Here is a 26782-nt window from a genome sequence, read left to right as displayed (position 1 = left end):
ATGAGCAACAACGAGACGATCGGATTTATCGGACTTGGCGTCATGGGCGGGCCCATGTGCGCCAATATGGCGCGCAAACATGACGGCAAGGTTCTCGCCTTCGACCTGTCCGAGGCGGCGCTGAAGGCCGTCGAGGACGCCGGCGCCGAGCGTGTCGGCTCGGTGAAGGCGCTTGCCGAACAAGCGGACGTGATCTTCCTGTCGCTGCCCGGTGGGCCGCAGGTCGACGCTGTCGCAGGCGAGATCGCAGCGGCCTCGGGCCGGTGCTCGCTGGTCGTCGACCTGTCGACCACGCCGGTGGCGACCGCCCGCAAGGTGGCGGCCGACCTTGCCGCGCATAATATCGGTTTCGCCGATGCCCCCGTCGCCCGCACCCGCGAGGCCGCGCAAAAGGGCGCGCTTGCGATCATGGTCGGCGCTTCCGATGCCGTCTACCAGCGCATCCGGCCGATGCTCGACTATATCGCGACCGACGTCACCCATGGCGGCGATGTCGGCGCGGGCCAGGTGCTGAAACTGGTCAACAACATGCTGGTCTTCGCCAACACCGTGGCGCTCGCCGAGATGATCGTGCTCGGCGAAAAGGCGGGCGTTGCCGCCGATGTGTTGCTGGACGCGGTCTCCAAGGGATCGGGCGACAGCTTCGTGCTGCGCAATCACGGCATGAAGGCGATGCTGCCGCGTGAATTTCCAGACAAGGCGTTTTCGCCGGAATATGTGCTGAAGGATATTTCCTACGTTTTCGAACTGGCGCAGCAATCCGGCGTGGCGCTGCCCTCAGCCGCCGCGGCGCGGCGTTACTATGAGGTCGCGACCACGACCGACCTGTCAGGACGCTATTTCCCCGGCGTGATCGAACTGGTGGAGCGCGGCGTCATGGCGAGCGACAAGGGAGAGGCCGAATGAGCGATATCTTTCGCGACCTCTTTCCGCTGCTCTGGTCGGGCATGATCACCGGCTGCCTTTATGCGCTCGGCGCGCTCGGGCTGGTGATGATCTTCAAATCGTCGCGCGTGGTCAATTTCAGCCACGGCAATGTCGCTGGCTTCGCCGCCTTCCTGATCTACGGTTTTTCAAGCGGCGCGCTGATGCAGCTGAGCTGGGGCGCGGCGGTGCTGCTTGCCATTCTGGCGGTCATCGCGATTGCCTGCCTCACCTATGCGGTGATTGCGCCGCTGGTGTTCGAGAGCGATCTCACCGCCACCATCGCGACGCTCGGCATCGGCCTGATCGCGCAGGGCGCGACGCTTCTCATCTTCGGGGCCGATATCGTCAGTCTCGACCTGCCGGTGCCGCGTTTCGGCATGTCGGTGCTGGGCCTGTTTATTACCGGCTATGACCTGACGGTGCTTGCGGTTGCCGTTATCACCATCGCGATTTTGTTTTTCGTGGTCGATTTCACCAAGCTCGGCGTGGCCTTTAGGGCGATCTCGGTCAATCCGTTCGCGGCGGAAGTCTGCGGCCTCAATCTGCGCTCCGTCCATCTGTTTTCGTGGATCGTCGCGGCGGTGCTCGGCGTGGTCGGCGCGCTTCTGATCGTGCCGACCACGTTTCTGAGCGTCACCACGGTCGCTTCCTTCATGCTGCAGGCCTTTGCCGCGGCCGTCATCGGTGGCTTCGCCAGCCTGCCGGGCGCGCTGGTCGGCGGCATCCTCATCGGCGTTTTGATGAACCTTTTCACCTTCTATGTCTCGCCGGAGTTCTCCAGCACATTCTTGTTGGGCGTCATCCTTCTGGCGCTGAACATCTTTCCGAACGGTATTCTGGCCCGTGTAGGAGGCAGCCGTGTCTGATCATCCCGCAAGCCTGCAAAACGAACGTATCCTGCCGGCCCGCCTTGCGCTCAGAAGCGACATGCTGAACCTCGCGCTGATCGCGGTGCTGCTGGTTCTGCCCTTCCTGCTCGGCGGGTCCTGGGTGTTTTCGCTCGGCCTGTGCTTCGCCAACGCCATCGGCGTGCTGTCGGTCAGCGTCCTGGTGCGCTATGGCGGCGAGGTCTCGATCGGCCATACCTTCTTTGCCGCCGTCGGCGCTTATTCCGTTGCCGTGCTGGACACGCGCTACGGCCTTTCGGTGCTGTTCAGCCTCCCGCTGGCGCTGGCGCTTGGCGTCGTCAGCGGCATTGCCTTTGCCTGGCCATCGCGCAAGCTGTCGGGCATCTACCTTGCCGTCTCGACCATGGCGCTGGCGCTTGCCGTGCCGGAACTGATCAACAATATGGACGGGCTGACCGGCGGCTATGAAGGGCTTTATGTGGCAACGCCTGCCGTGCCCGGCATCCCGATGGGGCTGCAACGTTATTATGTCGCTCTCCTGGTGCTTGCGGCTGCCGTCTACGGCGTGTCGCGGCTGCGCAATTCGCGTCAGGGTCTTGTGCTGCTTCTGTCGAAAACCCATCCGGCTGCCGCCGATGCCTTCGGCACGCGGCAGGTCTGGGCGCGGGTGGCGGTCATGGGCATCAGCGGCGGCATCGCCGCGCTTTGCGGCGCCATGCTCGGCTTTGCCGGCTCGACGGTCAGCCCCAGCGGCTTCACTTTCTGGTCGGCGATCTTTCTGCTGGTCGGTTCCGTCGTCAGTTTCTACGGCCTCACTCTGTGGCGGGCCCTGCTCGGCGGTGCGTTCCTGACGCTGGTGCCGCAATTGCTGTCGTCCTCGGGTGCGTGGATACCGGTGTTTTACGGCGTGGCCCTGCTCGCGATGATCCTCGCCGGCCACTACCTGCCGCGGCTTCGCGCGATTGCGGCCAAGCGAAAGGGAGACGAGTGATGGATGCGATGGCAAAAGCGCTTCGCGGTGACGGCATCTCGCTGTCCTTCGGCGGCATCACCGTTCTCAAGGATCTCGATGTGGAGTTTCGCGCCGGCGAAATCACAGGGTTGATCGGCCCCAACGGCGCGGGAAAGACCAGCCTGTTCAACTGCATGACCGGCGCCTATCGACCCCAGGGCGGCGCGATCACCTATGCCGGCGAGAGCCTTGACGGCCTGCCGCCGGCGGCGCGCGCCGGCAAGGGTATCGTGCGCAGCTTCCAGCATGTGGCGCTGAGCCCCGATCTCACCGTGCTGGAAAACGTGATGATCGGCGTTGCCCGCAACTATCGCGCCAGCTGGGCCCATGCCTTCCTGCCGACAGCGCGCGGGCGCAACGAGATGACGGCGATGCGCGAGGCCGCGATGGCGGCGCTCACCGAACTCGGCCTTGGCCAGGTCACCGGCAAACTGCCCTCGGAGCTGCCGCCCGGCATGCTGCGCCTCGTCGAGATCGCCCGCGCGATCGTCGGCAAGCCGGATGTGCTGCTGCTGGACGAGCCGGCGGCCGGGCTCAACAACTCGGAAACGCGCGATCTGATGCGCAGCCTCAAGCGTCTGGTCTCGCCCGATCTGGTCATGGTCGTGGTCGAGCATGACATGGACCTCGTGATGTCGATCTGCGACCGGATCTACGTCATGAATTTCGGTTCGCTCGTCACCTGCGGCGCGCCGGCAGAGGTGCGTGAAAACGAGGATGTGATCCGTATCTATCTGGGGAGCGACGATGACTGATCTTCTGACCATATCGGATCTCTCCGTGTTCTATGGCGCCAGCGCGCAGGCGGTGGACAGCGTTTCGTTTTCCGTGCCGACCGGCTCGGTCGTTGCGCTGCTTGGCGCCAACGGCGCGGGCAAGACCTCGATCATGAAGGCGATCGCCGGGCTTATCCCGGCGGAAGGCCGACAGGTCTTTGAGGGCGAGGACGTCTCCGGGCTTTCTGCCCGCGAACGGGTCAAGCGCGGCATCGTCTATGTGCCGGAGGGTCGCGAGATCGTTGGCGACATGACCGTGCGTGAAAATCTGACGCTCGGCGGCTATCACCTGAGCGGCAGGGAACGGAAATCGCGCGCGGAAATGGTGCTGGACCTGTTTCCCGAAATCGCCAACAAGGCCGACCGGCATGCCTGGCGGCTTTCCGGCGGCGAGCAGCAGATGCTGGCGATCGGTCGCGGGCTGATGGCGAAGCCGCGGCTTTTGCTGCTTGACGAGCCATCGCTTGGGCTTGCGCCGATGCTGGTCCGACGGGTGTTCGACCGGCTGGGCTCGTTTCGCAGCGAGAGCGATCTGGCGATCGTGCTGGTGGAACAGAATCTGGCGATGACGATGCGGATTTGCGACGAACTGCATTTCCTGCGCGGCGGAAGGATCGTCGGTCATCGCACCGCCGCCGAGCTCAGCGACAGCGCCGCCCGCCAGGAAGCCATCGACGCCTATCTCGGCGCCGCATCGGCGGCATGAGGGGGCGGGAATGAGCGAGACCATCTGGAAGACCTACGGCATCCGCCACGCGATCAACCCGACGCGGACGCGCGGGCAGAACTTCATCCTCGAAAGTGATCCGGCGGCCAGCCTGCCGCTCGATTTCTATTCCTGGCTGCTGGTGAGCGACGACCGGACGATCGTGGTTGATACCGGCATGGACCCGGCCAAGGCGGAAAAGCACGGGCATACCCATGTGCTGAGCCCGGTTGAGGCTTTGTCGCGCTTGGGCGTTTCGGCGCGCGACGCCGATACCGTCATCCTGACCCATGCGCATTACGATCATCTCGGCTTCCTCGACGCGTTCGAAAAGGCGCATTTCTTCATGCAGGCCGCCGAAATGGAATATGTCACCGGCCCGTGGATGGAGAAATGGTGGTTCCGCAGGGCCTATGAGCCGGATGAGATCAACCGGCTGGTCAACCTGCTGCATGGCGGCCGGCTCACCCTGCACGGGCGCGAAAGCGAGATTGCCGACGGCGTGACGGTGCACTGGGTCGGCGGTCATTGCGCGGGCCAGGAGATCGTGCGGGTCCGGACCGCGCGCGGCTATGTGGTTCTCGCTTCCGATGCGCTTCATTATTATGAGGAATATGAACGCGGCGTGCCCTTTGCCGTGGTGTTCAATTCCTCCGACATGCTTGCCTCGCATGACGTGATCCGCGCGCTGGCAGACAGCGACGACCATGTTCTGCCGGCGCATGACCCGCGCCTTGCCGACATCTATCCTCGACATGATGGAGAGGAGCACATTCTTCGTCTGGATGCCGCACCAAAGGCTTGGAGCGCTTCGTGAAATATTGCATTATCCCGCAAGGGCGATGGTATAGTGGCCTGCGAAATTTCATGGAAGGTCAGCACGTTGAAGCATCAGACCAAGGAAGAGCAGGTCGCGGATTATCTCAGAGAAGGCATTATTTCGGGCAAGTTTCCGCGCGGGTCGAAGCTGAAACAGGCCGAAATCGCCGAAAGCATCGGCATGAGCATCACGCCGGTGCGCGAGGCGCTGAAGCTGCTTGCCGCGGAAGGCTTCATTCTCGGGACCTCGCATCGCGGCGCGACGGTCGCGCCCTTCGATATCAATGCGACGGAGGAGATCGTCGATCTGCGCGTGACGCTGGAATCGAAATTGGCGCTGCGCGCCATGGAGCGGCTGACCGCGCAGCAGGTGGACGAGCTGCGCGATCTGCAGGCGCAGCTGGAGGCGGCTGCCGCGCGCGACGACAAGGACGCCGTGCGCTCCATCAATTACCGCTTTCACGAGGTGCTCTATTCCGCCGCCGGCCTGCCGCAGACGCTGCGTTTCGTCCGGGCGCTTTGGGCGCGTTACCCCTTCGACCTGATCAACAGGCTCGAAAACCGCATCGATCGCGCCTCGAAGGAGCATCGCGAGATGCTGGGCGCGATCCTGTCGCGCGACGAGGGTGCGATGCTGACGGCATTGCGCAGCCACATCCGCGCCGGCTGGGACGAGTTCAAGGCCAGCTATACCGGCTAGGGCATCCTTCTGCCTGTTCCGGCCGGTTCGCCGAAACATTGCAGAGAGGAGATCCAAATGCCTGCCGATAGTATCCTGCTTGTCATGGACATGCTCAACGACCTCGTTCACCCGCACGGGATGGGTGCGAAAACCTATGTTCCGCAATGCCAGGAGCGGGGCATCTACACCAATACCGAGCTTGCCATCCGCCGCGCCCGCGAGGCCGGGGTCATGGTCGGCTATGTCCGCGTCGGCTTTTCGCCGAATTATGCCGAGTGCCCGCCCACTTCCCCGGTCTTCGCCAAGGCGCGCGATGCCGGGGTATTCAAGCTCGGCAGCTGGGGTACGGAAGTCTATTCGGACTTCGCGCCGCAGGAGGGCGATCCGGATATCATCAAGCATCGGGTCAGCCCGTTCTACGCCACAAAGCTGGAGCCGCTGCTGCGCGCCCAGGGCATCAAACGGCTTATTCTGTGCGGCGTTTCCACCAATGGCGTGGTTTCCGCCGCCGTACGCGAGGGGCATGACCGCGACTATGCCTGCGTGGTGCTGGAAGACTGCTGCGCCGGGGCCAACGCTGAAGAGCATGATTTCGCGCTCGCCGGTCTGCGACGCTACGCCGAGATCACCAGGGCTTCGGATGTTTCGCTAGGATAAAATGCATTTTATTGAGCGGATTTAGCCGTTCTCTGGGCCGGATTGTGCTTAATCCCGGGTTATTTTGGGCGATATCGACCAAAAAATGCATTATTCTTGGAAAAGGCATTGACCGAAGAAAATAAAATGCATTAACTGGCGGTCAGTAAACGAAGCTTGAACGCGGCGCTGGAGCGTCGGCGGAGCGTCTTGAGAGGAGAGAGACACGTGACCATGGGCGACACCAAGGAACAGACCAAGAAAGCCGTCGGCGGCGCGCCGGCCGAAGGACTGATCACGGACGAGGCGGTTGCGGCCGCCCGCAACATGATCGGCCTGCAGCTGCGCCCGGAAGGGCCGTACCTGCAGGACGCCACCACGGATACGCTGCGCAACTGGTGCAACGGCATCGGCGATCTGAACCCGCTCTATCGCGAGCAGGAATATGGCCGCAATTCGCGCTATGGCGGGCAGGTCGGCCATCCGATGTTCCCCATGGCCTTCGGCTGGGTCGGGCGCACCCGCTGGGGCCTGCCGGGCGTGCACGGCTTTTACGCCGGCAATGACTGGGAATTGTTCCGCCATATCCGTCCCGGCGACCGCATCAGCGCGATCGAGCGCGTCGTCGGCGTCGAGGAGAAGGAGAGCAAGTTCTCCGGTCGGCTGGTGCTGCAATATGTAGAGGCGAGCTATTCCAACCAGCGCGGCGAACTCGTTGCCCGCGCGCTCGGCACCTGCACCCGCCACGAGCGCAAGGCGGCCCGCGATGCCGGCAAGTACAAGGACATCAAGACCCACGAATATACGGCCGACGAATATGAGGCGCTCGACGACGCGATCATGCGCGAGCCGGAACGTATCCGCGGCGCCAATGTGCGCTACTTCGAAGACGTCACGGAAGGCGAAAGCCTCGACCCGATCGTGCGCGGCCCGCTGTCGCTGATGGACACGATGGGCTTCCTCGTCGGCTGCGGCCGCGGCCATACCCATGGCGTGGTGTTCCAGGCAGCGATGAAGCATCCGGGCCATTTCTTCCGCAACCCGGAGGCCGGCGGCGGCATCGAATATACAGGCATCGGCCATCACCGCGAAAGCACGGCCAAGGAGGTCGGCGTGCCCGGCGTCTATGATTACGGCCCGCAGCGGTCTTCCTGGATGGCCTCGCTGGTGACCAACTGGATGGGCGACGCCGCCTTCCTCAAGCGGGTCCGCACCGAAATGCGCCGCTTCAACACCATGGGCGACAGCACCTGGTGCAAGGGCAAGGTCTCGCGCAAATACGTCAAGGACGGCCATGCGCTGGTCGACCTCGAAATCTGGGGCGAAAACCAGCGCGGCGAAATCACCACGCCGGGTGTGGCGACGGTGATCCTGCCGAGCCGCGATCCCGAGCTTCGGGTGTTCTTCGACGGTTCCGCGCTCGATCTCGAGCTCCCCGTCGTACGCTGACAATGAAGCGTTTCCGCCGGGCCCGGAGACAGGGGCCGGCGGAGCGCGATCGCAATGCCGGCGCGCCCCTCAGCGGGAGCGCTCCGGGACTTGAGGAGGAGGTCCCGCCATGCAACAGGACACGCCGCTCAGCGGCATCAGGGTTATCGAGCACGCCAGCGGCGTTGCCGGGGCCTGGGCCGGACGCCTGCTCGCCGCCATGGGGGCGGAGGTTATCATGGTCGAGCCTCCCGGGCTCTGCCCCTTGCGCCAACGCGCGCCGCTTTTCGAAAACGGCAGCAGCGCGCTTTTCGCCTATCTCGCGGCCGACAAGCGCAGCGTGGTTCTGGATTTGGCGACATCGGAAGGCCGGGGCGCGTTCGACGCCCTGCTTGCGGGCGCTGCCATCCTGATCGACGACGCGCCGCTTGGCGAACGCGATGCGCTCGGCCTCGATGAGGCCGGCATTGCCGGTCGTCATCCGGACCTCGTGCATCTCTCCGTCCTGCCCTTCGGCGCGTCCGGCCCGAAGGCGGACTGGAAAGGCGAGGAAATCAATCTCATTCACGCCGGCGGCGAGGGCTATCTTCTGCCGAACGGCCTTTCGGCAACGCTTTTTCCGGATCGACCGCCGCTCAAGATCGCCGGCCACTTTGCCGAGATGCAGGGCGGCGTCGCCGCAGCACTCGCCGGCCTTGCCGCGCTCTGGTCGGGCGAGGGGCAATTCGTCGACGTCTCGGTTCAGGACGCTAACCTCGCCGTCGGCGCCTTCGCGCTTCAGCGTTACGGCGACGGATCGATCGAGCACCGGCTGACGCGCTCCTTCCGCTATGGCGGGGTGATCGAATGCCGCGACGGTTATGTCGAGCTGCTGACGCTGGAAGAGCGGCAGTGGCGCGGGCTTGTCGAACTGATGGGCCATCCCGAATGGGCTGCCGATGACGCCTTCAACGACGCCGTGGAACGCAGCGCCCGCGGCGAGATGATCAACCGTGAAATCCACGCCTTCGCGCGCGCCCATGATGTCGAGGATATCGTGGCGCGGGCGCAGAAGCTCGGCGTGCCGATGGCCCGTTACAACACGCCCGAACAGGTGCTTTCCGGCGCGCACGAAACCGCGCGCGGCATCTTCCAGAAACAGGAATGGCCGGGTGTCGGCGCAATCTCGGTGCAGACCGCGCCGTTCCGTTTCGGAGCGGAGGCGCCCAGGCTTGCGGCGGCCGCACCCCAGCCGGGCGCCGATCAGGCGCTTGTCTCTTCGGCAGCGGAAAAACGGAGGGCTTCGGCATGAAACCGCTTGCCGGCATCAGGATCGCCGATTTCACCGTTCATGCCGCGGGTCCGTTCTGTACCCATATGCTGTCGCAGCTCGGCGCCGAATGCATCAAGATCGAGACCGCGCTGCGCCCCGATATTTTCCGAAAGCCCCATGCGGTTTATGGCCGCGTGGGCCCGGCGACCTTCGATCAGGTGGCCTCGAACAAATTGTCGGTGCGGCTGAACCTCAAGCATCCCGAGGGCGTGGCGCTCGCAAAGCGGCTGGTTGCAAGCTCCGATCTCGCGGCCGAAAGCTTCCGCGCTGGCGTCATGGAGCGGCTGGGGCTCGGCTATGAAGCGCTGAAGGCGGTCAAGAATGATATCGTCATGCTTTCCGTCTCGTCGTCCGGGCAGACCGGGCCGGACAGCCATTTTGCCGGCTATGCGCCGCTGTTCGGCGCGTGGGGCGGTCTCGGGCATCTGACGGGCTACGAGGACGGGCCGCCGGTGGAGATGCGCCATGTCATGGATCATTCGGTCGGCATGAACGCGGCGCTTGCCGCCGTTGCCGCGCTGACGCGGCGCAGGCGAACAGGCGGGGGCTGCCATGTCGATATCGCCGCGCGCGAGGTTGCCTCATCGCTGGTCGGTGATGCGATCACCGCGGCGTCTGCCGGCCTGCATCAGCATCGCATGGGCAATGCCGACCCGCAATTTGCCCCGCACGGGCTTTATGCCACGCGCGAGGAGGACCGCTGGCTCTCCATCGCCGTCACCTCGGATGCCGAATGGGCGGCCTTTGCCGGCATCATCGGTCATCCGGAGCTTGCGGGTGATTCCCGCTTCGCTACCGCAGCGGCGCGTGTCGAGGCACGCGCGGCACTTGACCCGATCGTCGCCGCATGGGCGGCGGGTGTGGAAGCCGAAGCGGCGGCGCGCGTCCTTCAGGCAAAGGGCATTGCCGCGCATGTTTCCTGGCGCGCTGCCGATATCGCCGCCGATCCCCACATGCGCGGCCGCGGCAGCGTGGTGGAGGTTACCGAAACTGATGGAAGCCACCGCATGGCGGCGGGCTTTCCGGCACGGTTTTCGGCAAGCGATGCGCCGGGCATGACGCGCGGCACGCCGGGCCTCGGCGAGCACGAGGACTATGTCTATGGCGAGCTTCTGGGCATCGGCCGCAAGGAACGCGACCGGCTCGTGGAAGAGCGCGTCATCTACTGATCTGCAACGCGGGTGGGATTTTTGTCCGGAGGCGCGCAAAAGCAAAATGGGTTTGAGGAGTGAGATTTTGACCGTTGAAGCCGCAATGACAGGCCCCGAAAGCGCCATCGGGCGCCGAGAGACCAAGTCCGAGACGATCCTGGCCGAGCGCGTCGCAGCGCTCGTCGAGACGTTGGAATTGCCGGACATGCCGGTCGCCGGCCAGCCGCTGCCGGCCGGTTTCCACTGGCTGTTCTTCAACCCCTTCGTCCGTCGCTCCGGCCTCGGCGTCGATGGACACCCCAAGACCGGCGGTTTCCTGCCCGACACCGGTCTACCCCGACGCATGTGGGCCGGCGGCCGCATCTCCTATCACGCGCCGCTTGCCGTTGGCGCGGTCGCCGAGAAGGAAAGCGAAATCCTCAACGTCGTTGAGAAGAACGGCCGCGCTGGCCGGCTGGTCTTCGTCACCGTCCGCCACCGGATTTCAAGCGGCGGCACGCTTTGCATCGAAGAGGAACAGGACATCGTCTACCGCGAGCCGCCGGCGGCCGGCACACCGAAGCCGGTTCCGGCCGCGGCCCCCGAAGGGGCGATCTGGACCAAGGAGGTCAAGCCGGATCCCGTCCTGCTGTTCCGCTATTCGGCGCTGACCTATAACGGCCATCGCATCCATTACGACCGTCCCTATGCCACGCAAGAGGAAGGCTATCCGGGCCTCGTTGTCCACGGGCCGCTGGTGGCCACGCTGCTCCAGGATTTCGCCCACCGCTGCCGTCCTGAAGGAAGTCTGGCGCGGTTCGAATTTCGCGGCATGGCGCCGCTTTTCGTCGACGACAGTTTCACGCTGGAGGCTGCGGAAGGTGAAACACCCGACAGTCTTTCGCTGTGGGCGAGAGGCCCGAACGGCGAACTGGCGATGAAGGCCGAAGCGGTGTTCGGGGCGTGATGCTGATGGCCACACCGCGCAGCTATCTGTTCGTGCCGGGCAATCGCCCCGACCGGTTTGCAAAGGCCGCCGCCGCCGGCGCCGGCGCGGTGATCTTCGATCTCGAGGATGCCGTCGGCCCCGAGGCCAAGGATGATGCCCGGTCCCACGTCGCGCAATGGTTCGCTGACGGCGGGACGGGCATCGTTCGCATCAATGGCGCGGACACGCCCTGGCATGGCGATGACATCGCGGCTTTGCGCGATCTTGCGGCGGAGATCATGGTTCCCAAGGCCGAACCGGCGGGAATGGCGGAGATTGCCGCTAGATTGACCGCCCGCCCGCTCATGGCGCTGGTGGAAACCGTCGCCGGTCTTGCCGCGCTGCGCGACACGGTGAAGGTTCCGAGTCTGACGCGGCTTGCCTTCGGCAATCTCGATTTCAGCGCGGATGCCCGCATTCCCGAAGGCAGCCCCGCGCTCGATCATGCCCGTTTCGAACTCGTGCTGGCCTCAAGGCTCGGCGACCTCCTGCCGCCGATCGACGGCGTCACCACGGCGCTCTCCGACCCGGAGGCGATCGCCCGCGATGTGCGCCACGCGCGGTCGATGGGCTTCGGTGCAAAACTGTGCATCCACCCCGCGCAGGTCGCGCCGGTCAATGCCGGCTTTGCGCCGAGCGATGACGAGATCGACTGGGCCCGACGGGTCATCGCAGCGCTTGAGAACGCCAATGGCGCGGCGGTGCAGCTCGATGGCAAGATGATCGACCGTCCGCTGATCGATCACGCCCGGCTGATCCTTGGGGACATAGCCTGAACCTTTGACGTGCGCGGGTGAAATCACCTGCCGCCCGCGAAAATGCATCAAGACAAAAGGAGCAGTTGCGCATTCTGCCTGAATGCGCAACCGCTCTTTAAGCTTTACGGGATGGGCGCACCGGCTTGGCCGGAGATCCCTCGTGCGATGGCTATCGCGATAGCCGCGTTTCCGGAAGCCAGGTCGCTATTTCCGGAAAGGCGATCAGCAGCAGCAGGAATGCCATCGCCGTCAGCGCGAAGGGCGCAATGCCCGCGAACACCTGGGGAAGCGAGATCGGACGTCCGAGATTGGCCGCCGGGTCCGATGCGATCCGATGGACCACGAATGACAGGATCCCGAGCGGCGGCGTCAGCAGCCCGACCTCGGCCATCACCACGAGAAACACGCCGAACCAGAGCGGGTCCACGCCGACGGCCTGTAGCGGCGAGAGCAGGACGGGGATGGTGAGCAGCATCATCGCCAGCGTGTCCATGAACATTCCGAGGAACAGGTAGACGAGGATCAGCAGCAGCAGCAATTCGGTCTTTCCGAGGCCGAGATCGAGGATCAGTCCGGCGATGGTGTTGGGAAGCTGGCTGAGCGCCATTGCCCGCGTCAGTACCGCGATGCCGACGATCAGCAGGAAGACGGCGGCGGTTCCCGTCAGCGCGCCGAGCAGCGATTCGCGCATCATGACCAGCACGTCGCGGGGTCCCTGTCCGCGCCACAGCATCGAGGCGCTGCCGAAGATCAGCGAGGCGATCATGCCGTAGACACCGGCTTCGGTCGCCGTAAAGATGCCGGCGAAAATGCCGCCGACCACGCACAGGATGACAACGCCAATCGGAGCGATGTCGATAAGCGACGCCATGCGCATGCGCCAGGTAATTCCGCTCATGTCTACCGCCGGGGCGAGGCCCGGCGTCACCATGGCTCGGATTATGATCATCGCGGAAAAGCTGCCCGCCAGCAGCAAGCCTGGCACGAAGCCGGCAAGCAATTGCAGGCCGACGGGCGTGGAGGCAGCGCCTGCGTAGATCACAAGCAGCAGGCTGGGCGGGATGATCTGGCCCAGCGTGCCTGCGGCCGCCACGCTGCCGACCGCAAGCCGGGGATCGTAACCCGATTTGAGCATTTCGGGAATCGACACCCGGCCGAGCGCGAAGGTGATGCCGATTGTGCTTCCGCTGCTTGCCGCCAGGACCGCGCCTGCGGTGTTGGTGGCCACGGCCAGGCCGCCCGGCATCCAGCCGAACCAGCGCCGCGCCGCTTCGAAGGCGTTCGACGTCAGGCCCGATTTCCACAGGATCATGCCCATGAGGATGAACATCGGGATCACGCTGTATGACCAGGATGCGACGGAATCGAACGCAACCGACTTCATCGACGAAGTCACGACGCGCAGGCCCGCCAGCGAGTAGAGCCCCAGAAGCGCCGCCCCCAGCATCGCCACGCCGACGGGAATGCCCATCAGCAGGAGAATGATGCTGAGCAGGATCACCAGGATGCCGGACATCTGCTTGGAAAGGTCGCCGAAGAGCAGCGCCCCGGTGGCGCCGAGCGCCAGAACCATCATCACGATGAACACTGCCACGGCGGGGCGGGCGCCGCGTTTCTCCCGTGCGGAAGGATCGATGCTGTCTGCTGTCACAACGCGGCCTCGTCGACGTCGAAATCTATTTCTCTTGGCAGCCGGCCGCTGAAATTCCGCCAGGCGGTCGCCAGCAGTTGCAGCGACAGGACGATGACGCCTGCGACCGCCACGAATTTGAACGGCCAGATCATCACCGGCGGCGAGGACGACGTGGTCTCGCCGATCTTGGCGCTGCGGGCGGCGTCAACCCAGGTATAATAGGCCAGAAACATCAGCAGGACGGCTGCGAGCAGGCTGAAAACCCCTTCAATGGCGCGCCTCAACCCGATGGGCAGGGAATCCAGCAGCACAGTCACCTTGATGTGGTCCTGCATCTTTTCAGTGTAGCCGAAGGCCAGCAATGCCAGCATCGGCATCCACCAGTTGATCGTCATGTCGATCGTCCCCGGAATGGCCCGGTGCAGGAAGGTCCGCCCCAGCACGTCGAGGAACACGTTCAACGCCAGCAGCACCAACCCGGCTGCGGCCAGCGCCGCGGACAAGCCGGACAATCCGTCGATCAGCCTGATCGGCAATGGCAGCTTCTCGGCCGTCTGTGACGTTTGCGCCTCTGGCGATCCGGTCATGGTGTTTCGAGCCCCTCAGTCAAGGACGTATACGACGGACGAGTATGCCGAAAATCCCCGGCCGGCGGAACCGGCCGGGAAGGTCCGCGCCCGGATTACTGGCCGATGATCACCGGCCCGGCTTCTTCCTTGTAGGTCTCGATGAAACCGGAAAGGTCGACGTCGCTCAGACCTGTGAAGGCGTCCATGATCGCGGCGGGCGAGCGTTCGGCAATCGGGTGCCCCTGATCGATCAGCACCTGGCGCCAGTAGTCCAGCCGTTCCAGATAGCGATCGACCTCCTCCTGCGGGTTCTCGATCGCCGGCGGCGCGGTCTCGGCCATGGCGGCAACCGTCTTGGCGCGCTGTTCGGCGATCACCGGCTCCAGTTCGGACACGTCGTTGACGCGGATTTCCTCGGCGGTGATCAGGTCGCCGACCTTGGCCTCGAGTTCGAGATAGGTCTTCCAGATATTGCTGGCGGCGATGATGTTCTGTTCGTTGATGAAGGCCTGCAATTCCGGCGGGAAGCTGTTCCAGGTGTCAAGGTTCATCACCCAGGCCGAGGACTGCATGTGCGACAGGGTCACCGGGACATATTCCTTGGCGACGTCCTTGTAGGTCATCGCGCTGGCGAGCTGATAAGGGTTCTGGCCAATACAGTCGATCACGCCGCGCTGCAGGGCTTCGTAGGTCTCGTTGAAGGCGATGCTGACGGATGTGGCGCCGATGGCGGCGACCTCATCGGCCCAGACCGGGCCGCTGGTGCGCATCCGCTTGCCCTTCGCGTCCTCAAGCGTCGAGACGGGCGTGTTGCAGAGAAGGTTGTAGGGCGGGGTCGACGTGGTCTGCAATATCTTGAGATTGTGCTCGGCGAATTCGTCGATCAGCGGCTGGAAGGTATAGGCGGTCTCCAGAGCCGTCGCGCCGCCGGCGGCGACATCGTGCACGGTCGATCCGGTAAGCGCCGAGCCGAAGCCATAGAACCAGGCGCCGACCGGGAATTCCTGCGGAATGTAGCTTGCCAGAACCAGACCGATATCCGCCACGCCGTCGGCAACCCCCTCGGCCGTGTCCAGCGCGCCCAGCAGCGAGGCCGACCAGTAGTTTTCGAAGGTGATCTTGCCCTCGGTGAATTCGGTGATGGCCTCTTCCCACTTCACCATGGCAGCGCCGAAATTGGCGTTCTGGTCGCCGGAAAAATCGGCCAGTTTCAGCGTCTGCGGCTCAAGATCCTCAAGCCATTGCTCGGCGGCATGTGCGCCGCCGGCGGAGATGACAAGTGCGATGGCCGAAACGGCGGCAAGATACGGTACGCCCGTCATTTTCGTGAGATGCATTCATTCCTCCCTGAGTGCCTTCGGCGCGAAAAGGTGATGAACGCGCCGACCTCCACCCTCCGCTTATCATATACCATTATATAGAACAAGTCGAAAAAGGCTTTGACGCAACGCGGACGGTGCGTCTCTGCTGCATGAAAACGGCGAGATACCTAATAAACATGAGGAATGTTGCAGGCGGCATCGCGGATTGACTTTATCCAGCGGTCTCATTGAAGCGCTTGTGTTGTCAAGCGCTCCATGAGAGGCTGTTCGTGTATTCCATATTATGGTACATATTTATGATGGCGCCGCGGGCGGTGGAGCGAGGCGCGCGGGATGGGAGAGGAAGAATGACGAAAGAAGAGAGGGTGGTCGAGGTGGAGATGCGCGGGGCGATAGCGGTGATCACGCTCAATCGACCGAAGACGCGCAATGCGGTCAACCGGGCGATGAACGAACAGGCCGTCGCGGCGATGGATGCTTTCGATCGGAACCCCAAGTTACGGGTGGCGATCCTGACGGGGGCGGGTGGCACGTTCTGTTCCGGCATGGACCTCAAGGCCTTTGTCGCCGAGGGCATTCCCTCCGTCCATCCGTGGGGATTCCTGGGGCTCGAGCATCATCGCTTCCGCAAGCCTGTCATTGCAGCGGTGGAGGGCGATGCCCGCGCCGGCGGTTTCGAGGCGGCGCTTGCCTGCGACCTGATCGTCGCCGCGCGCGATGCGCGGTTAGGGCTGTCGGAGGTGAAGCGCGGTCTGGCGGCGCTGGGCGGCGGGCTGTTTCATCTGCCGCGCAAGGTGCCGGTCAATGTCGCGATGGAAATGGCGCTGACCGGCGAGCCGATCACCGGCGAGCGGGGATATGAACTCGGCCTGGTGAACCGGCTGTGTGCGCCGGGAGATGCGCTGACCGAGGCGCTGGCGCTGGCCGGACAGATCGCGGCCAACAGCCCGCTCGGCGTCGAGGTGAGCAAGGCCGTCATCGCAAGCCAGCACGACTGGAGCTTCGAGGAGAAGACGGCCCGGCATCAGGCGATCGGCGGACATCTGGCCTCGTCGCTGGATGCGCGCGAAGGCGCGCTCGCCTTCGCCGAGAGGCGCCCGCCGAAATGGCAGGGTCGGTAGGCCGGCAGTCGTCAGGCGCTTTCGCCCGGTTGCGGGAGCGCCACAAGTGCGGTTCCGGCGAGCACCGTAGTGCCGTCCTCAAGCGCAGCGGCGATCGCAAGGGTCAGGCGGATCCCGTCGGCGTCGTCACGCCGGTCGGTCACGGTTCCTGTGCACGCCAGCGTCGCGCCCAACGGGGTTTTGGCGAGAAAGCGAAGGTCGAGCTGGCGGAGCGCGGCCTGCCCGTACCAGCCGGAGACGAGCCGGGTCAGGACGCCCATCGTCAGCATTCCGTGTCCGAACACCTCATCGGCGCCGGCGGCGCGGGCGAAATCACTGTCGAGGTGGATCGGGTTGTGATCGCCCGAGGCCCTGGCGAAACGCGCCAGCCGGTCGCGGGTGATCGGGCCGAAGCGAAGTTCGGGCAGCGCATCGCCAACACGGGCCGCGGCCAGCGCGCCGGTCATGCCGCCCCCTCTGGCCGGACGTGGATATAAATGCGGCTCAGTGTGGTCAGAAGTCCGCGTTCGGGGTGCCCGATCCGCGAGGTGACGCGCGCAAGGTCGAGAGCGCCGCCCTTCTTCAGCTCGAAACCGTCGATCCGGTGGCGTATCGTCACGGTGTCGCCGGAAAGCATCGGTGCGAACAGATCATAGGTTTCGGATCCGTGCACGATGTGGCGCAGATCGGCGCCGATGAGGTCCAGAACGGTCGGGTTTCCCTGCTCCCGCGCCTGCCGGGCGGTTTCCTCGTCGATTACATGGGCGAAGGTCGGCGGCGCCACGATGCCGGCGTAACCGGCCCGGCGCGCGGCCTCCTCATCGAAGTGAATCTCCGAGCTTTCGCCGATTGCCTCGCAGAGCGCGGCAATGCGGCAGGCCTCAATTGTCCAGGAATAGGGGCCGACTTCCCGGCCCAGCGCGTCGCGCCTGAAATGCCAGCCGGTCATGACGCCCTCGAAGACATTGTGTCAGGCCCGCTCGTCGCGAAACCGTGCGATCTCGCTTGACATGACCGAGATCCATTCGCGCACATTCTCCGGGGTCGCGTCTGGCCCGTAAGCCGCAAGCGATACGGCAAAGCCCGGCGGCCCAACGCTCGCGGGAATGCACATGCCGAGGCCGAAGGTCGAGGAATAGACCTGACGGTCACTGATCGCATAACCGGCGGCCCGGGCCTTCGCAACGTTCTGCCGGATGTTCTCGACCGTGAGGTCGGCATACTGGCCGAGTTCCGGCTTGATGGCGGCCAGCACCCGCTCGACATCCGCATCGCCGAGTTCCGAAAGCAGCGCGGTCGCGCCCGCACCCGCGCCCAGCAGCCGTCGCTGCCCCACATCCACGGGCATGACGCGGATCACCGACGTGCCTTCCGCCTTGGCGAGACAGACCGCTTCGAGCCCGGAGCGGCGCATCAGATAGGCGGTGATGCCGGTCTTCCTGGCAAGCCGCTCGGGCAGCGAGCGCAGTCCGGCGATATCGACGACACGGTCCGTCACCGCAAGCCCGAGTTCGTAGCACAGAAGGCCGATCCCGTAGCGCCGCGTGACCGGGTCGTAGGTGGCGAGATCGGTGTCGGTCAGCGATTTGAGGATCCGGTGCACCGTCGATTTCGGCAGGTCGAAACTCGTGGCGATCGCGCTCAGCGTGGCGGGAGCGTCCTCGGTCGCGCGGGCGATGCGCGTCAGTATCGCGACGGCGCGGCGGATCGCCTGTGTTCCCTCCTGTGACAATGGTTCGGTCCTCCATGTTGCGCGGATCGGTCCATGTTCTAGACGCCCGGCTTCGCCGCCACAAGCCGGACGAGAGCCGCACCTCAGCTTTCGACCGTATCGGCCTCGCCGATCGCGATCTCGCGCAGGTCGGATTTCCTGACCTTGCCGATCGCGGTGGTCGGCAACTCCTCCACGACATGGAGCCGTTCGGGAAATTTCTGGCGGGCAAGGCCGAATTCCGTCAGATGCGCATCCATGATAGCGAAGTCGAAATGGTAGCCAGCCTGCGGCACCACGAAGGCCACGACCATCTCCCCACGTTCCTCGTCCGGTATGCCGACGATCGCGCATTGCCGGACGGCGGGATGCTGCATCAGCGCATTCTCGATTTCGAGCGGGCTGAGGTTCTCGCCCTTGCGGATGATGATGTCCTTGGTCCGTCCGGTGATTTCCAGAAAACGTCCTTCGATCCGGCGACCCAGATCGCCCATCATGAAATAGCCGTCCGGTCGGAAATTGCCCTCCTCATGGGCAGGGTCGAGATAGCCGATCAGCATGCGCGGCGCGCGGGCGGCGATCTCGCCGATCTCGCCGTCGGCCACGACTCGGCCTTCGGGGTCGAGGATCAGCATCTCGGCCTCGATCTCGCCATCGGTCTCGGCGAAAGCCTCGGCCTCGGCGCGGGTCCTGATGCCGGGACAGGCAACCGGAACCTCGCTCGATCCGTAAGCCCGCGAGACCACTGCGTTGGCAAACCGCTCGAGCCCGCGCCGGATCAGTTGCGGCGGTACGCTCGCCCCGCCGCAGATGAAGCGGCGCAGGCTGGGCAGGCGGGTATCGGCGCGCTCGGAAGCCGCGATGAGATTGACGAGGAAGGGGGTGGCTCCTGCCATGAAGGTCGCGCGGTGGGCGTCGATCTCGGCGACCGCAAGATCGGGGTCCCAGCGCGTCGTCAGGATCGCGGTGATATCCGAAATCCACGGAAACTCGAAGGCATAGATCGATCCGCCGATATGTCCGATGGGCGAAGGGATGTAGAACCGGTCCTGCCCGGTGATGCCCCAGAACGCGCTGGTCGAGCGCACGAAGGAGTCCATCGAGGCATGGCTGTGCAGCACCGCTTTCGGCATGCCCGTGCTGCCCGATGTGAAGAACACGGTCTTGATGTCGTTGAAATCGGGCAGGCTCGGCTCGGCGGGCGGCGTCGCAATCAGTGCCTCGAAACTGTCGGGCGATGCTTCGCCGGCGCGCACCGTGAGCACCATGTGATCGAGCCCGTCCAGCCCGGCATGAAGCGCGGGAAAGTCCGTCCGGCCCAGCATTTCCGGTATGAACACGGCGCGAATGCCGCAGGTCGGCAGCATATGCCGCAGCTCTGCCGCGCGGTAGATCGTCATGAGCGGCACGATCCGGAAACCGAACAGCGCCGCCGCCATGTTGATGACGCAGGCCTCCCACCAATTGGGCAACTGGAAGCCGATTGCGTCGCCGGGCCGCAGGCCGCGCGCCAGCAATCCGCCGCCAAGCCGAAGCGCCAGATCCACTATCTCGCCGCGAGAAAGCGTGCGTTCGCTGTCGATCACGACGATCCGTTCGGGATCGGCCTCGGCCTTGGCGAGCGCGATGGCCCCCAGGCTTTCGCCGTCGGCCGGCAGGATCCGTCCCGCCGCTTTCAGCTCGGCTAGTCTTTTGTCCAGAACGTTCATGTCTTGCCTTTCTGGTCGCAACCGCGCCTATTCCTTGGCCTTGGCGGCTATCCGGGCCTTCATGTCGTGAACGGCGCGGCGATGCGCCTCGGTGCGCACGGAAACGGATTCGTAGGCGATGCCGGGGTCCATCAGCGCATGGGCGATGCGCTTTAGTTCGAGGTTCACCGTCACCTTGGTCCAGCGGATTGCCTCGGTATTGCCCGAAAGGAGCTCCTCGCACAGTTCATCGACGCGCGCGTCGAGCTCCTCGGCGGGCAGGGCGTAGTTCACCAGCCCGAGGTTTGCGGCCTCGGCCCCGGTCAGGAGACGCCCGGTCATCAGGAATTCCTTGGCCCGCGGAAAGCCCAAGAGTTGCGGCCAGATGATCGCGCCGCCATCGCCGGCCACAAGGCCAACCTTGACATGGGGGTCACCGATCTTGGCCTTCTCGTCGATGAAGATCAGGTCGCAGAACAGCGCGATGGTCGCGCCCAGCCCGACGGCTGCGCCATTGACGCGCGCGATTACCGGCTTTTCGATGTCGAGGAGTGAAAACACGATCCGCTTGGCATCGGCGGCCTCACGGTCGAATTCGCTGGGGTCGGCGATCAACTCTTCCATCCGGTTGAGGTCGCCGCCGGCGGAAAACGCCCGTCCGGCGCCGGTGAGCACGATGACGTCGGAACCCGGATCGCGCCCGGCGAATTGCAGGGCTTCGACGAATTCCTGATGCATGACCTGGCCGAAGGCGTTGAGCACATCGGGACGGTTGAAGCTAATCGTCAGCCGGCGGCCCTTGCGCTCCAGCAGCAGGGCCTCGAATTCGGGCAGTTTCGTCATGCATTCCTCCAGAGCCGATCGGCGGCCAGTTGCAAATTCGTCGATGCGCCGCCCAGTTCGGAGCGCAGGTGGCGGAGCCGGTAGGTCCAGCGGTGGAGCGGATGTTCCAGCGTCAGACCCATCGCGCCCATGAACTGGTGGAGATCATAGACGATCTGCGTGGAAATTGACGCGGTATAGCCGAGCGCGATCGCGGCGTCGGCACTGTCGAGCTCCTGCGCGGCCTTGAGGGTCAGCCAGTAGGTGGGTTCGAGCCGCGCCGAGGCCATGGCGAGGCGGTGCTGAACGCCCTGGAAGGCTCCGAGCGGCCGGCCGAACTGTTCGCGGTCCTTGACGTGAGCGATGACGGCATCGAGCCCGCCCCGCATCGCGCCCGCCAGTTCGGCGGCAACGGCAATCCGCCACAGGTCGCGGATCCGCCCGGCATCGGCGTCGAGGCGGCGCCATTCCAGCGCATCGTTGACGATCTCGCCCATGGGATAGGCGTTGATGGTCGGCAGCTCGCGCACATCGCCATCGGATAGCAGGGCGGCATGGACGCCATCGTCATCGATGCGCAGCACAGCCTTCGCCATCGGCAGGAAGCGCACGGCCCCGCCGCGTCGGTCGGTCATCACCGCGATCGGGCGCGGCAGGTCCTCGCCAAGCGCCGGCCGCAGCATGGCCGAGGCGGCGGCCTCGATATTCACCGACAGCCGCGACAGCCGCCATATCATCGCGGCGGCGGCGATGGCGCCAAGGCTTTCCTCCGCGCCGGCGTCATAATAGCCGTTCTCATCCAGCGTCCGGTCCAGCGTGTGCGACCAGACCTGCCGGCTCCAGTCGCCCGAGGGCTCCCATTCGGTGCCCTCGCCAAGGGCGATCTGTTCAAGGCCGGACAGGAGCGCGGTCATGTCCTCGTTCGGTTCGAAATACATCAGCGTGGCCCCCTCGGCAGTTCTAGATGGCGCTGGGCAATCAGGTTGAGCTGGATCTCGGTCGCACCCGAGGCGATGCCCGCGACGATCGCCCGTTCATGATGCGCCAGATATTCGGGATAGACGTTGCCGGTGGTGAATTCGGGCAGGAAATCGAGCGCGAAATCGAGCACCGCGTTATCGGCCGCCACCGTCGCCACGCGGGCAAGGCTGGCGTCTGGCCCGGGCGTCTGTCCCCGCGCGCGCATGTCCACGAGCCGGTAGACCAGAAGCCGGGCCGCCTCGCAGGCCGCCGCGGCTTCGCCCGCCCGCATGCGCACCACGCCGTCGTTGAAGCGGTCCTGTCGCTTCAGGTCGGCAACGATATGGCCGAGCACCCGTGACGACATCGCGTAGCGGGGAATGCCGACCCGTTCGTTGGTCAGCGAATAGTTGATGATTTCCCAGGCCTGGCCTTCCTCGCCGAGCCGCGTTGAAACCGGCACGCGCACGTCGGTGAAGAACACCTCGTGGATATCGCCATGTCCGACAAGGCTCGGGATCGCGCGCACCTCGATGCCGGGCGTATCCATCGGAACAAGCAGGATCGCGATCGCGGATTTCCCCGCTGAAAGCGGCCCGGTGCGCACCAGCAGGAAGCAGGTTTCGGCAAGGCTGGCATAGGATGTCCAGATCTTCGTGCCGTTGATCACATAGTGATCGCCATCCCGTTCCGCGCGGGTGCGCAGCGAAGCGAGGTCGGAGCCGGCATTGGGCTCGGAGAAGCCCTGGCACCAGATCGCCTTGCCCGCGGCCATCGGCGGAAGATAGCGGTCCTTCTGCGCCTCGCTGCCGTAACGCATCAGCGTCGGGCCGATCCAGTTCACATTCATGTACTGTCCGCCGCGCGGCTCGCCAACCGCCCACATTTCCTCGCCGAGAATCAGATGTTCCCATGCGGTGCCGTTCGCGCCGCCAAGCGCTTCGGGCCAATGCGGCACGAGAAATCCCGCCTCTGCCAGCTTCGGGCAGAAGTCGAGACTGAATTCGGTCTGTTCCTTGGAACCCGGGCCATGCCGGGCGATCTCCGGCCATTCCGCCGGGAGTTCCTGTTCAAGAAAATGGCGGACACGCGCCCGGTAGCGGCGATTGTCGTCGCTCCAATCAAAATCCAAAGCTTCCTCCCTGCGGACAGCAGACGTTCCGTATTGCGGGAATAGTGATTTGAAAGATTTTTGGTGTCAAGTGGCGGAATATGTTGAAAACCATGAAATCATTCACTAGCGTGAAAGAAAACGAGATGAACGCTTTCAAGTATCGTTCCATAATGTGGATTTTAAGAGAGAGGGCGACATGCGGACCAGCGTCGTAACCGGCTGTGCGGGAGGCATCGGCCGTGCGATTTGCGAGGCGCTCCGGGCCGGGGGCGACCGGATCATCGGGCTCGGCCAGGGCACGACCCCGAAGGACTGGCCTTCCTCGGATCGGTTCCTCGCCTGCGATCTGACGGACATGGATGCGCTCCAGCGTCTGCTGCCGGAACTCGATCGCGACGGGCCGGTGGCCTGTCTGGTTAACTGCGCCGGGCTTTATGAAAAGCGCGGCGTGTTCGACACGACGCTTGCCGATTTCGACCGGGCCATGGCGGTCAATGTTCGCGCGCCGTTCGTTCTGTCGCAATATCTGGCGCGGGGCATGGCCGAGCGCGGCGGCGGGGTGATCGTCAACGTCGCCTCGCTGGCGGCGACGATCGGCAGCCCGTTGATCAGCTACGGCACGAGCAAGGCCGCCGTGGTCGGCCTGACCAAGAGCCTGGCGCGGGCGCTGGCGCCCCATGGCATCCGCGTGAATGCGGTCTCGCCGGGGATCACCGACACGGCCATCGCCCGCGATGTCGATCCGGCGCAGATGGCGCGCCAGATGGAAAATGTGGCTATGAAACGATGGGCGGAGCCGGCGGAGATCGCGCGTGTAGTCGCCTTTGTCGCATCGGACGGCGCAAGCTACATGACCGGTACCGATGTCAGCGTGAACGGAGGATGGATCACGTGAGGATGAAATGCATCTGAAAGATACCGAAGATCATATCAGTTTCCGCGCGGCGGCGCGCGCCTGGCTTTCCGAAAACGTGCCGGCGGGCCCGGCCCCGCGCGATGGTGCGGCCTCGCGCCAATATGCGTTGGACTGGGTCGCGAAATGCCATTCCGGCGGCTGGTCGGGGATCGGCTGGCCGGCGGACTATGGCGGGCGGGGGCTTGGTCCCGACAAGCTGGTGATCTGGTACGAGGAATATGTCCGCGCCCGCGCGCCCTCGGTGCATGACTGCACCTTTGTCGCGCTCAACCATGCCGGGCCGACGCTGATTGCCTGCGGCACGGAAGAGCAGAAGGCGTTTCATCTGCCGCAGATTCTGGAAGGTCGCTCAATCTGGTGTCAGGGTTTTTCCGAGCCGAACGCCGGCTCCGATCTCGCATCGCTGTCGACGACCGGGGTCGTGGATGGCGACGATCTCGTCGTGAACGGCCAGAAGATCTGGACCAGCTTTGCCGATATTGCTGACTATCAGGAACTGTTGATCCGCACTGAACCGGGGTCGAAGCGGCACAAGGGGCTGTCCTGGGTGATCTGCGACATGAAAAGCCCCGGCATCACCGTGCGCCCGATCCGCAACATGGCGGGAACGGTGCATTTCGCGGAAGTGTTCTATGACGATGTGCGCATCCCGCTTTCCAGCGTGGTCGGCGGTCTGCACAATGGCTGGGCCACGGCCATGACCACGCTCGGTTTCGAGCGGAAGACGGCGGCGATGGGGATGCAGCTCGACCTGTCGGTGCGGCTGGAGGACCTGATCGCGATGGCCGCGCCGAAGCCCGGCAGCGCCATGGCGGAGCGGCTTGCCGACCTTCGCGCCGAGGCCGCTGCGCTTCGGGCGATCACCTATCGCACCCTGTTTCGCGATCAGGCCAATCCGTCGGAGGGTTCGCTCATGCGGCTGCGCTTTGCCGAACTGGCGCGGGAAATCAGCGAGACCGCGATGGAATGCCTCGGCGCCGAGGCGCTGGCCGACAGCGACTGGAGCCATCTCTATCTGGAATCCTTCAGCGAGACCATCGCCGGCGGCACGGCCGAAATCCAGCGCAACATTATCGCGGAACGCCTGCTTGGCCTGCCCCGGGAGAAGCGCGCATGAGCTATGATCTGAACCGGAACGCTGACCAGCGCCAGATCCTTGATGCCGCTGAAGCCATGCTCGCCGGCAGCTATCCGCTCGCGCGACTGCGCGAAGGCGCTTCGGACAATCTTGCCGAAGCGTCCGGTTTCGGCGCTTTTCTGCTTGGACTGCCGGAAGAGCAGGGCGGGGCGGGGTTCGGGATCGTCGAGGAGGCGCTGGTGCATGTCCTCTTCGGGCGGCACCTGCTTACGCCCCGCAGCCTTGCCGCAGCACTTGCCGTACGGCTTGCCGCGTCCAGCGGAGACGATGCGCTGATGGCGGCGATCGCAGCGGGTGAGACGGCGGTCGCGCCGGCCGTGCGCAGCGGCAACGGCTATCTGTTGATCGATCCGGCGCAGGCCGGGATGGCGCTGGTGTTCGGGGCGGAACGTCTTGAACTCGTTCGGATCGCCGACGCCGCGCCGGAGGCGGGGCTGGGGCACGACCTTTCCATCGCGCGCATGCCCGCGAATGACGGACAGGCGATCGCGGAAACCGACGAGGCCGGGCTTCTCCTGTTGTCGTCACTCTTGGTCAGCGCACAGCTCCTGGGCGTAGCCGAGGCCGCCCGCGACATGGCGGTCGAATATGCCGGGATCAGACGCCAGTTCGGCAGCGTGATCGGCAGTTTTCAGGCCATCAAGCACCATTGCGCCAATATGGCGGTCGGGACCGAGCGTATCTCCGCGCTACTGGACATGGCCGCGCTCGCGCTTTCGGACGGGCGCGAGGACGCGGCCTTCCAGGTGGCGGCGTTGAGGCGTCTGGCGCCGAAGACCGCGCTCGCCAACGCCTCGCTCTGCGTCCAGATTCACGGCGGCATCGGCTTTTCGGACGAGGCGGACGCCCATCGTTTCGTGAAGCAGGCCCATATTCTCGGCCGCCTCGGGGAGGGGCAGCCGCTTCTCGACCTGCCGGCCCCGCTGGTGGCATTTTCCAGAGCTTAGGGAGGACTTCATGCGTGTAGCCTTGATTACCGGCGCCTCGAGCGGCATCGGACTTGCGACGGCCCGCCGCTTTCTTCAAGACGGGTGCGCCGTCGTCGGCGTCGGCCGCAGCGCCGAAAAGCTTGGGGAACTCGAGGCCGCCTGCGCCGAATACGGCGAGCGGCTCGCAACCGTTTCGCTCGATGTGATGGCGGACGATGCGCCGCAAAAGGCGGTGGCGACAGCGCTCGACCGGTTCGGCCGGCTCGACCATCTGGTCAACAATGCCGGGATCGGAAGCCCGAAACCGGTCCACGAAACGGATGACGAGACCCTCGACTATTTCCTGGGCCTGATGCTGCGCGCGCCGTTCCGCCTGTGCCGCGAGGCGCTGAAGGCCTTCGGCGATGAGGCGACGATCGTCAACATCTCGTCCACCTATGCCATCCTCGGCGGGCTGCGCGGCGGGGCCTACAGCGCCGCCAAGACCGGGCTCGACGGGCTCACCCGGCATCTGGCCGCACAGTACGGATCGTCCGGCGTTCGCACCAATTCGGTCGCGCCAGGCGTGATCCCGACGCCGATGACCAATCACCGGCTGGAAGATGAGGGCTTCCTGAGAATGAACCGCGACATGACGCCTCACAATCGCATGGGCCGGGCCGAGGATGTTGCCGAGGCGGTGTATTTCCTGTCCTCGCCCGCCTCCGGCTGGATCAACGGCCAGGTGCTGGCGGTGGATGGCGGCTGGACGACCACGAAATATCTGTCCGAGGAAGCGCTGACGGCCGAGCGCGTCATCAACACGCCGGACTGGACGCATTCGGGCAAGCCGCGCCGGACCTGATCCCGGCGGCGGCC

At 64.8% G+C, this 26782-nt stretch carries 28 protein-coding genes; 18 read left to right on the top strand and 10 right to left on the bottom strand.

The window, feature by feature from the left end; translation table 11 throughout:
* The 13 genes from Mame_RS02730 (at position 1) to Mame_RS02670 (ending at position 12040) form a co-directional block, all read left to right on the top strand.
* On the top strand, positions 1-906 hold the full coding sequence (locus tag Mame_RS02730; protein ID WP_018066257.1) for an NAD(P)-dependent oxidoreductase: 906 nt from the start codon (positions 1-3) through the stop codon (positions 904-906).
* Positions 903-1793 carry a branched-chain amino acid ABC transporter permease gene (locus Mame_RS02725; protein ID WP_018066258.1) on the top strand — a complete coding sequence of 297 codons (891 nt, stop codon included), beginning with the start codon at positions 903-905 and terminating at the stop codon, positions 1791-1793. The genes Mame_RS02730 and Mame_RS02725 overlap by 4 nt, the downstream gene beginning before the upstream one ends.
* On the top strand, positions 1786-2766 hold the full coding sequence (locus Mame_RS02720) for a branched-chain amino acid ABC transporter permease (protein WP_018066259.1): 981 nt from the start codon (positions 1786-1788) through the stop codon (positions 2764-2766). Before Mame_RS02725 ends, Mame_RS02720 begins: the two co-directional genes overlap by 8 nt.
* Complete coding sequence (locus tag Mame_RS02715; protein WP_018066260.1) at positions 2766-3542, top strand: ABC transporter ATP-binding protein; 777 nt, start codon at positions 2766-2768, stop codon at positions 3540-3542. Before Mame_RS02720 ends, Mame_RS02715 begins: the two co-directional genes overlap by 1 nt.
* Positions 3535-4269, top strand: coding sequence for an ABC transporter ATP-binding protein (locus Mame_RS02710; RefSeq protein ID WP_018066261.1), 735 nt, complete (start codon positions 3535-3537; stop codon positions 4267-4269). Before Mame_RS02715 ends, Mame_RS02710 begins: the two co-directional genes overlap by 8 nt.
* Positions 4270-4279: 10 nt before the next feature.
* The gene (locus Mame_RS02705) at positions 4280-5086 is read left to right on the top strand and encodes an N-acyl homoserine lactonase family protein (protein WP_018066262.1); all 807 of its coding nucleotides are present in this window, start codon (positions 4280-4282) and stop codon (positions 5084-5086) included.
* A 66-nt stretch (positions 5087-5152) separates the two neighbouring features.
* Positions 5153-5788 carry a GntR family transcriptional regulator gene (locus Mame_RS02700; RefSeq protein ID WP_155122012.1) on the top strand — a complete coding sequence of 212 codons (636 nt, stop codon included), beginning with the start codon at positions 5153-5155 and terminating at the stop codon, positions 5786-5788.
* 57 nt (positions 5789-5845) lie between these two features.
* Entirely contained in the window at positions 5846-6427 is a 582-nt protein-coding gene (locus Mame_RS02695; protein WP_018066264.1) for a cysteine hydrolase family protein, read from the top strand.
* 213 nt (positions 6428-6640) lie between these two features.
* Complete coding sequence (locus Mame_RS02690) at positions 6641-7855, top strand: FAS1-like dehydratase domain-containing protein (RefSeq protein WP_018066265.1); 1215 nt, start codon at positions 6641-6643, stop codon at positions 7853-7855.
* A 109-nt stretch (positions 7856-7964) separates the two neighbouring features.
* Positions 7965-9125 carry a CoA transferase gene (locus Mame_RS02685; RefSeq protein WP_018066266.1) on the top strand — a complete coding sequence of 387 codons (1161 nt, stop codon included), beginning with the start codon at positions 7965-7967 and terminating at the stop codon, positions 9123-9125.
* The gene (locus Mame_RS02680) at positions 9122-10315 is read left to right on the top strand and encodes a CaiB/BaiF CoA transferase family protein (protein WP_018066267.1); all 1194 of its coding nucleotides are present in this window, start codon (positions 9122-9124) and stop codon (positions 10313-10315) included. Before Mame_RS02685 ends, Mame_RS02680 begins: the two co-directional genes overlap by 4 nt.
* Positions 10316-10382: 67 nt before the next feature.
* The gene (locus Mame_RS02675; protein ID WP_235726849.1) at positions 10383-11243 is read left to right on the top strand and encodes an HTD2 family dehydratase; all 861 of its coding nucleotides are present in this window, start codon (positions 10383-10385) and stop codon (positions 11241-11243) included.
* Positions 11243-12040 (top strand): HpcH/HpaI aldolase/citrate lyase family protein, encoded by a 798-nt coding sequence (locus Mame_RS02670; protein ID WP_018066269.1) that lies wholly within the window; start codon positions 11243-11245, stop codon positions 12038-12040. Before Mame_RS02675 ends, Mame_RS02670 begins: the two co-directional genes overlap by 1 nt.
* 151 nt (positions 12041-12191) lie before the next feature.
* Here Mame_RS02670 and Mame_RS02665 read toward each other — a convergent pair whose 3' ends face one another.
* The 3 genes from Mame_RS02665 to Mame_RS02655 all read right to left on the bottom strand — a co-directional run bounded on the left by Mame_RS02665 (position 12192) and on the right by Mame_RS02655 (position 15561).
* Complete coding sequence (locus Mame_RS02665) at positions 12192-13673, bottom strand: TRAP transporter large permease (protein ID WP_210162274.1); 1482 nt, start codon at positions 13671-13673, stop codon at positions 12192-12194.
* Positions 13670-14242: a TRAP transporter small permease subunit gene (locus tag Mame_RS02660; protein ID WP_155122009.1), complete on the bottom strand. Its 573-nt coding sequence runs from the start codon at positions 14240-14242 to the stop codon at positions 13670-13672. The genes Mame_RS02665 and Mame_RS02660 overlap by 4 nt, the downstream gene beginning before the upstream one ends.
* Before the next feature lie 95 nt (positions 14243-14337).
* Complete coding sequence (locus Mame_RS02655) at positions 14338-15561, bottom strand: C4-dicarboxylate TRAP transporter substrate-binding protein (protein ID WP_018066272.1); 1224 nt, start codon at positions 15559-15561, stop codon at positions 14338-14340.
* A gap of 332 nt (positions 15562-15893) precedes the next feature.
* On the opposite strand from Mame_RS02655, the gene Mame_RS02650 reads away from it, so the two are divergent.
* The gene (locus Mame_RS02650; RefSeq protein ID WP_018066273.1) at positions 15894-16667 is read left to right on the top strand and encodes a crotonase/enoyl-CoA hydratase family protein; all 774 of its coding nucleotides are present in this window, start codon (positions 15894-15896) and stop codon (positions 16665-16667) included.
* 11 nt (positions 16668-16678) lie between these two features.
* Here the strand turns inward: Mame_RS02650 and Mame_RS02645 are convergent, their stop codons facing one another.
* The 7 genes from Mame_RS02645 to Mame_RS02615 all read right to left on the bottom strand — a co-directional run bounded on the left by Mame_RS02645 (position 16679) and on the right by Mame_RS02615 (position 22959).
* Entirely contained in the window at positions 16679-17113 is a 435-nt protein-coding gene (locus tag Mame_RS02645) for a MaoC/PaaZ C-terminal domain-containing protein (protein ID WP_018066274.1), read from the bottom strand.
* Complete coding sequence (locus tag Mame_RS02640) at positions 17110-17595, bottom strand: FAS1-like dehydratase domain-containing protein (protein WP_018066275.1); 486 nt, start codon at positions 17593-17595, stop codon at positions 17110-17112. The genes Mame_RS02645 and Mame_RS02640 overlap by 4 nt, the downstream gene beginning before the upstream one ends.
* 21 nt (positions 17596-17616) lie before the next feature.
* Positions 17617-18378 carry an IclR family transcriptional regulator gene (locus Mame_RS02635; protein ID WP_018066276.1) on the bottom strand — a complete coding sequence of 254 codons (762 nt, stop codon included), beginning with the start codon at positions 18376-18378 and terminating at the stop codon, positions 17617-17619.
* 83 nt (positions 18379-18461) lie between these two features.
* Complete coding sequence (locus Mame_RS02630) at positions 18462-20066, bottom strand: AMP-binding protein (RefSeq protein WP_018066277.1); 1605 nt, start codon at positions 20064-20066, stop codon at positions 18462-18464.
* A 27-nt stretch (positions 20067-20093) separates the two neighbouring features.
* On the bottom strand, positions 20094-20888 hold the full coding sequence (locus tag Mame_RS02625) for an enoyl-CoA hydratase/isomerase family protein (protein WP_018066278.1): 795 nt from the start codon (positions 20886-20888) through the stop codon (positions 20094-20096).
* Complete coding sequence (locus Mame_RS02620; RefSeq protein WP_018066279.1) at positions 20885-21805, bottom strand: acyl-CoA dehydrogenase family protein; 921 nt, start codon at positions 21803-21805, stop codon at positions 20885-20887. Before Mame_RS02620 ends, Mame_RS02625 begins: the two co-directional genes overlap by 4 nt.
* Positions 21805-22959 carry an acyl-CoA dehydrogenase family protein gene (locus Mame_RS02615; RefSeq protein ID WP_018066280.1) on the bottom strand — a complete coding sequence of 385 codons (1155 nt, stop codon included), beginning with the start codon at positions 22957-22959 and terminating at the stop codon, positions 21805-21807. Before Mame_RS02615 ends, Mame_RS02620 begins: the two co-directional genes overlap by 1 nt.
* Positions 22960-23137: 178 nt before the next feature.
* On the opposite strand from Mame_RS02615, the gene Mame_RS02610 reads away from it, so the two are divergent.
* The 4 genes from Mame_RS02610 to Mame_RS02595 are packed head-to-tail and all read left to right on the top strand — an operon-like array spanning position 23138 to position 26768.
* A complete protein-coding gene (locus Mame_RS02610) occupies positions 23138-23836 on the top strand; it encodes an SDR family NAD(P)-dependent oxidoreductase (RefSeq protein WP_018066281.1) in 699 nt (232 codons plus the stop codon).
* Between the two features lie 7 nt (positions 23837-23843).
* Positions 23844-24974: an acyl-CoA dehydrogenase family protein gene (locus Mame_RS02605; protein WP_018066282.1), complete on the top strand. Its 1131-nt coding sequence runs from the start codon at positions 23844-23846 to the stop codon at positions 24972-24974.
* On the top strand, positions 24971-25942 hold the full coding sequence (locus tag Mame_RS02600; protein WP_018066283.1) for an acyl-CoA dehydrogenase family protein: 972 nt from the start codon (positions 24971-24973) through the stop codon (positions 25940-25942). Before Mame_RS02605 ends, Mame_RS02600 begins: the two co-directional genes overlap by 4 nt.
* 10 nt (positions 25943-25952) lie before the next feature.
* A complete protein-coding gene (locus tag Mame_RS02595; protein WP_026173728.1) occupies positions 25953-26768 on the top strand; it encodes an SDR family NAD(P)-dependent oxidoreductase in 816 nt (271 codons plus the stop codon).
* The last annotated feature ends 14 nt before the right edge of the window (positions 26769-26782 follow it).

Origin of the sequence: Martelella mediterranea DSM 17316, from assembly GCF_002043005.1 — a bacterium.
Classification (GTDB): Bacteria; Pseudomonadota; Alphaproteobacteria; order Rhizobiales; family Rhizobiaceae; genus Martelella; species Martelella mediterranea.
Note: the sequence above shows the minus strand (reverse complement) of the source record. Positions and strands in the feature narration are given on the sequence as shown.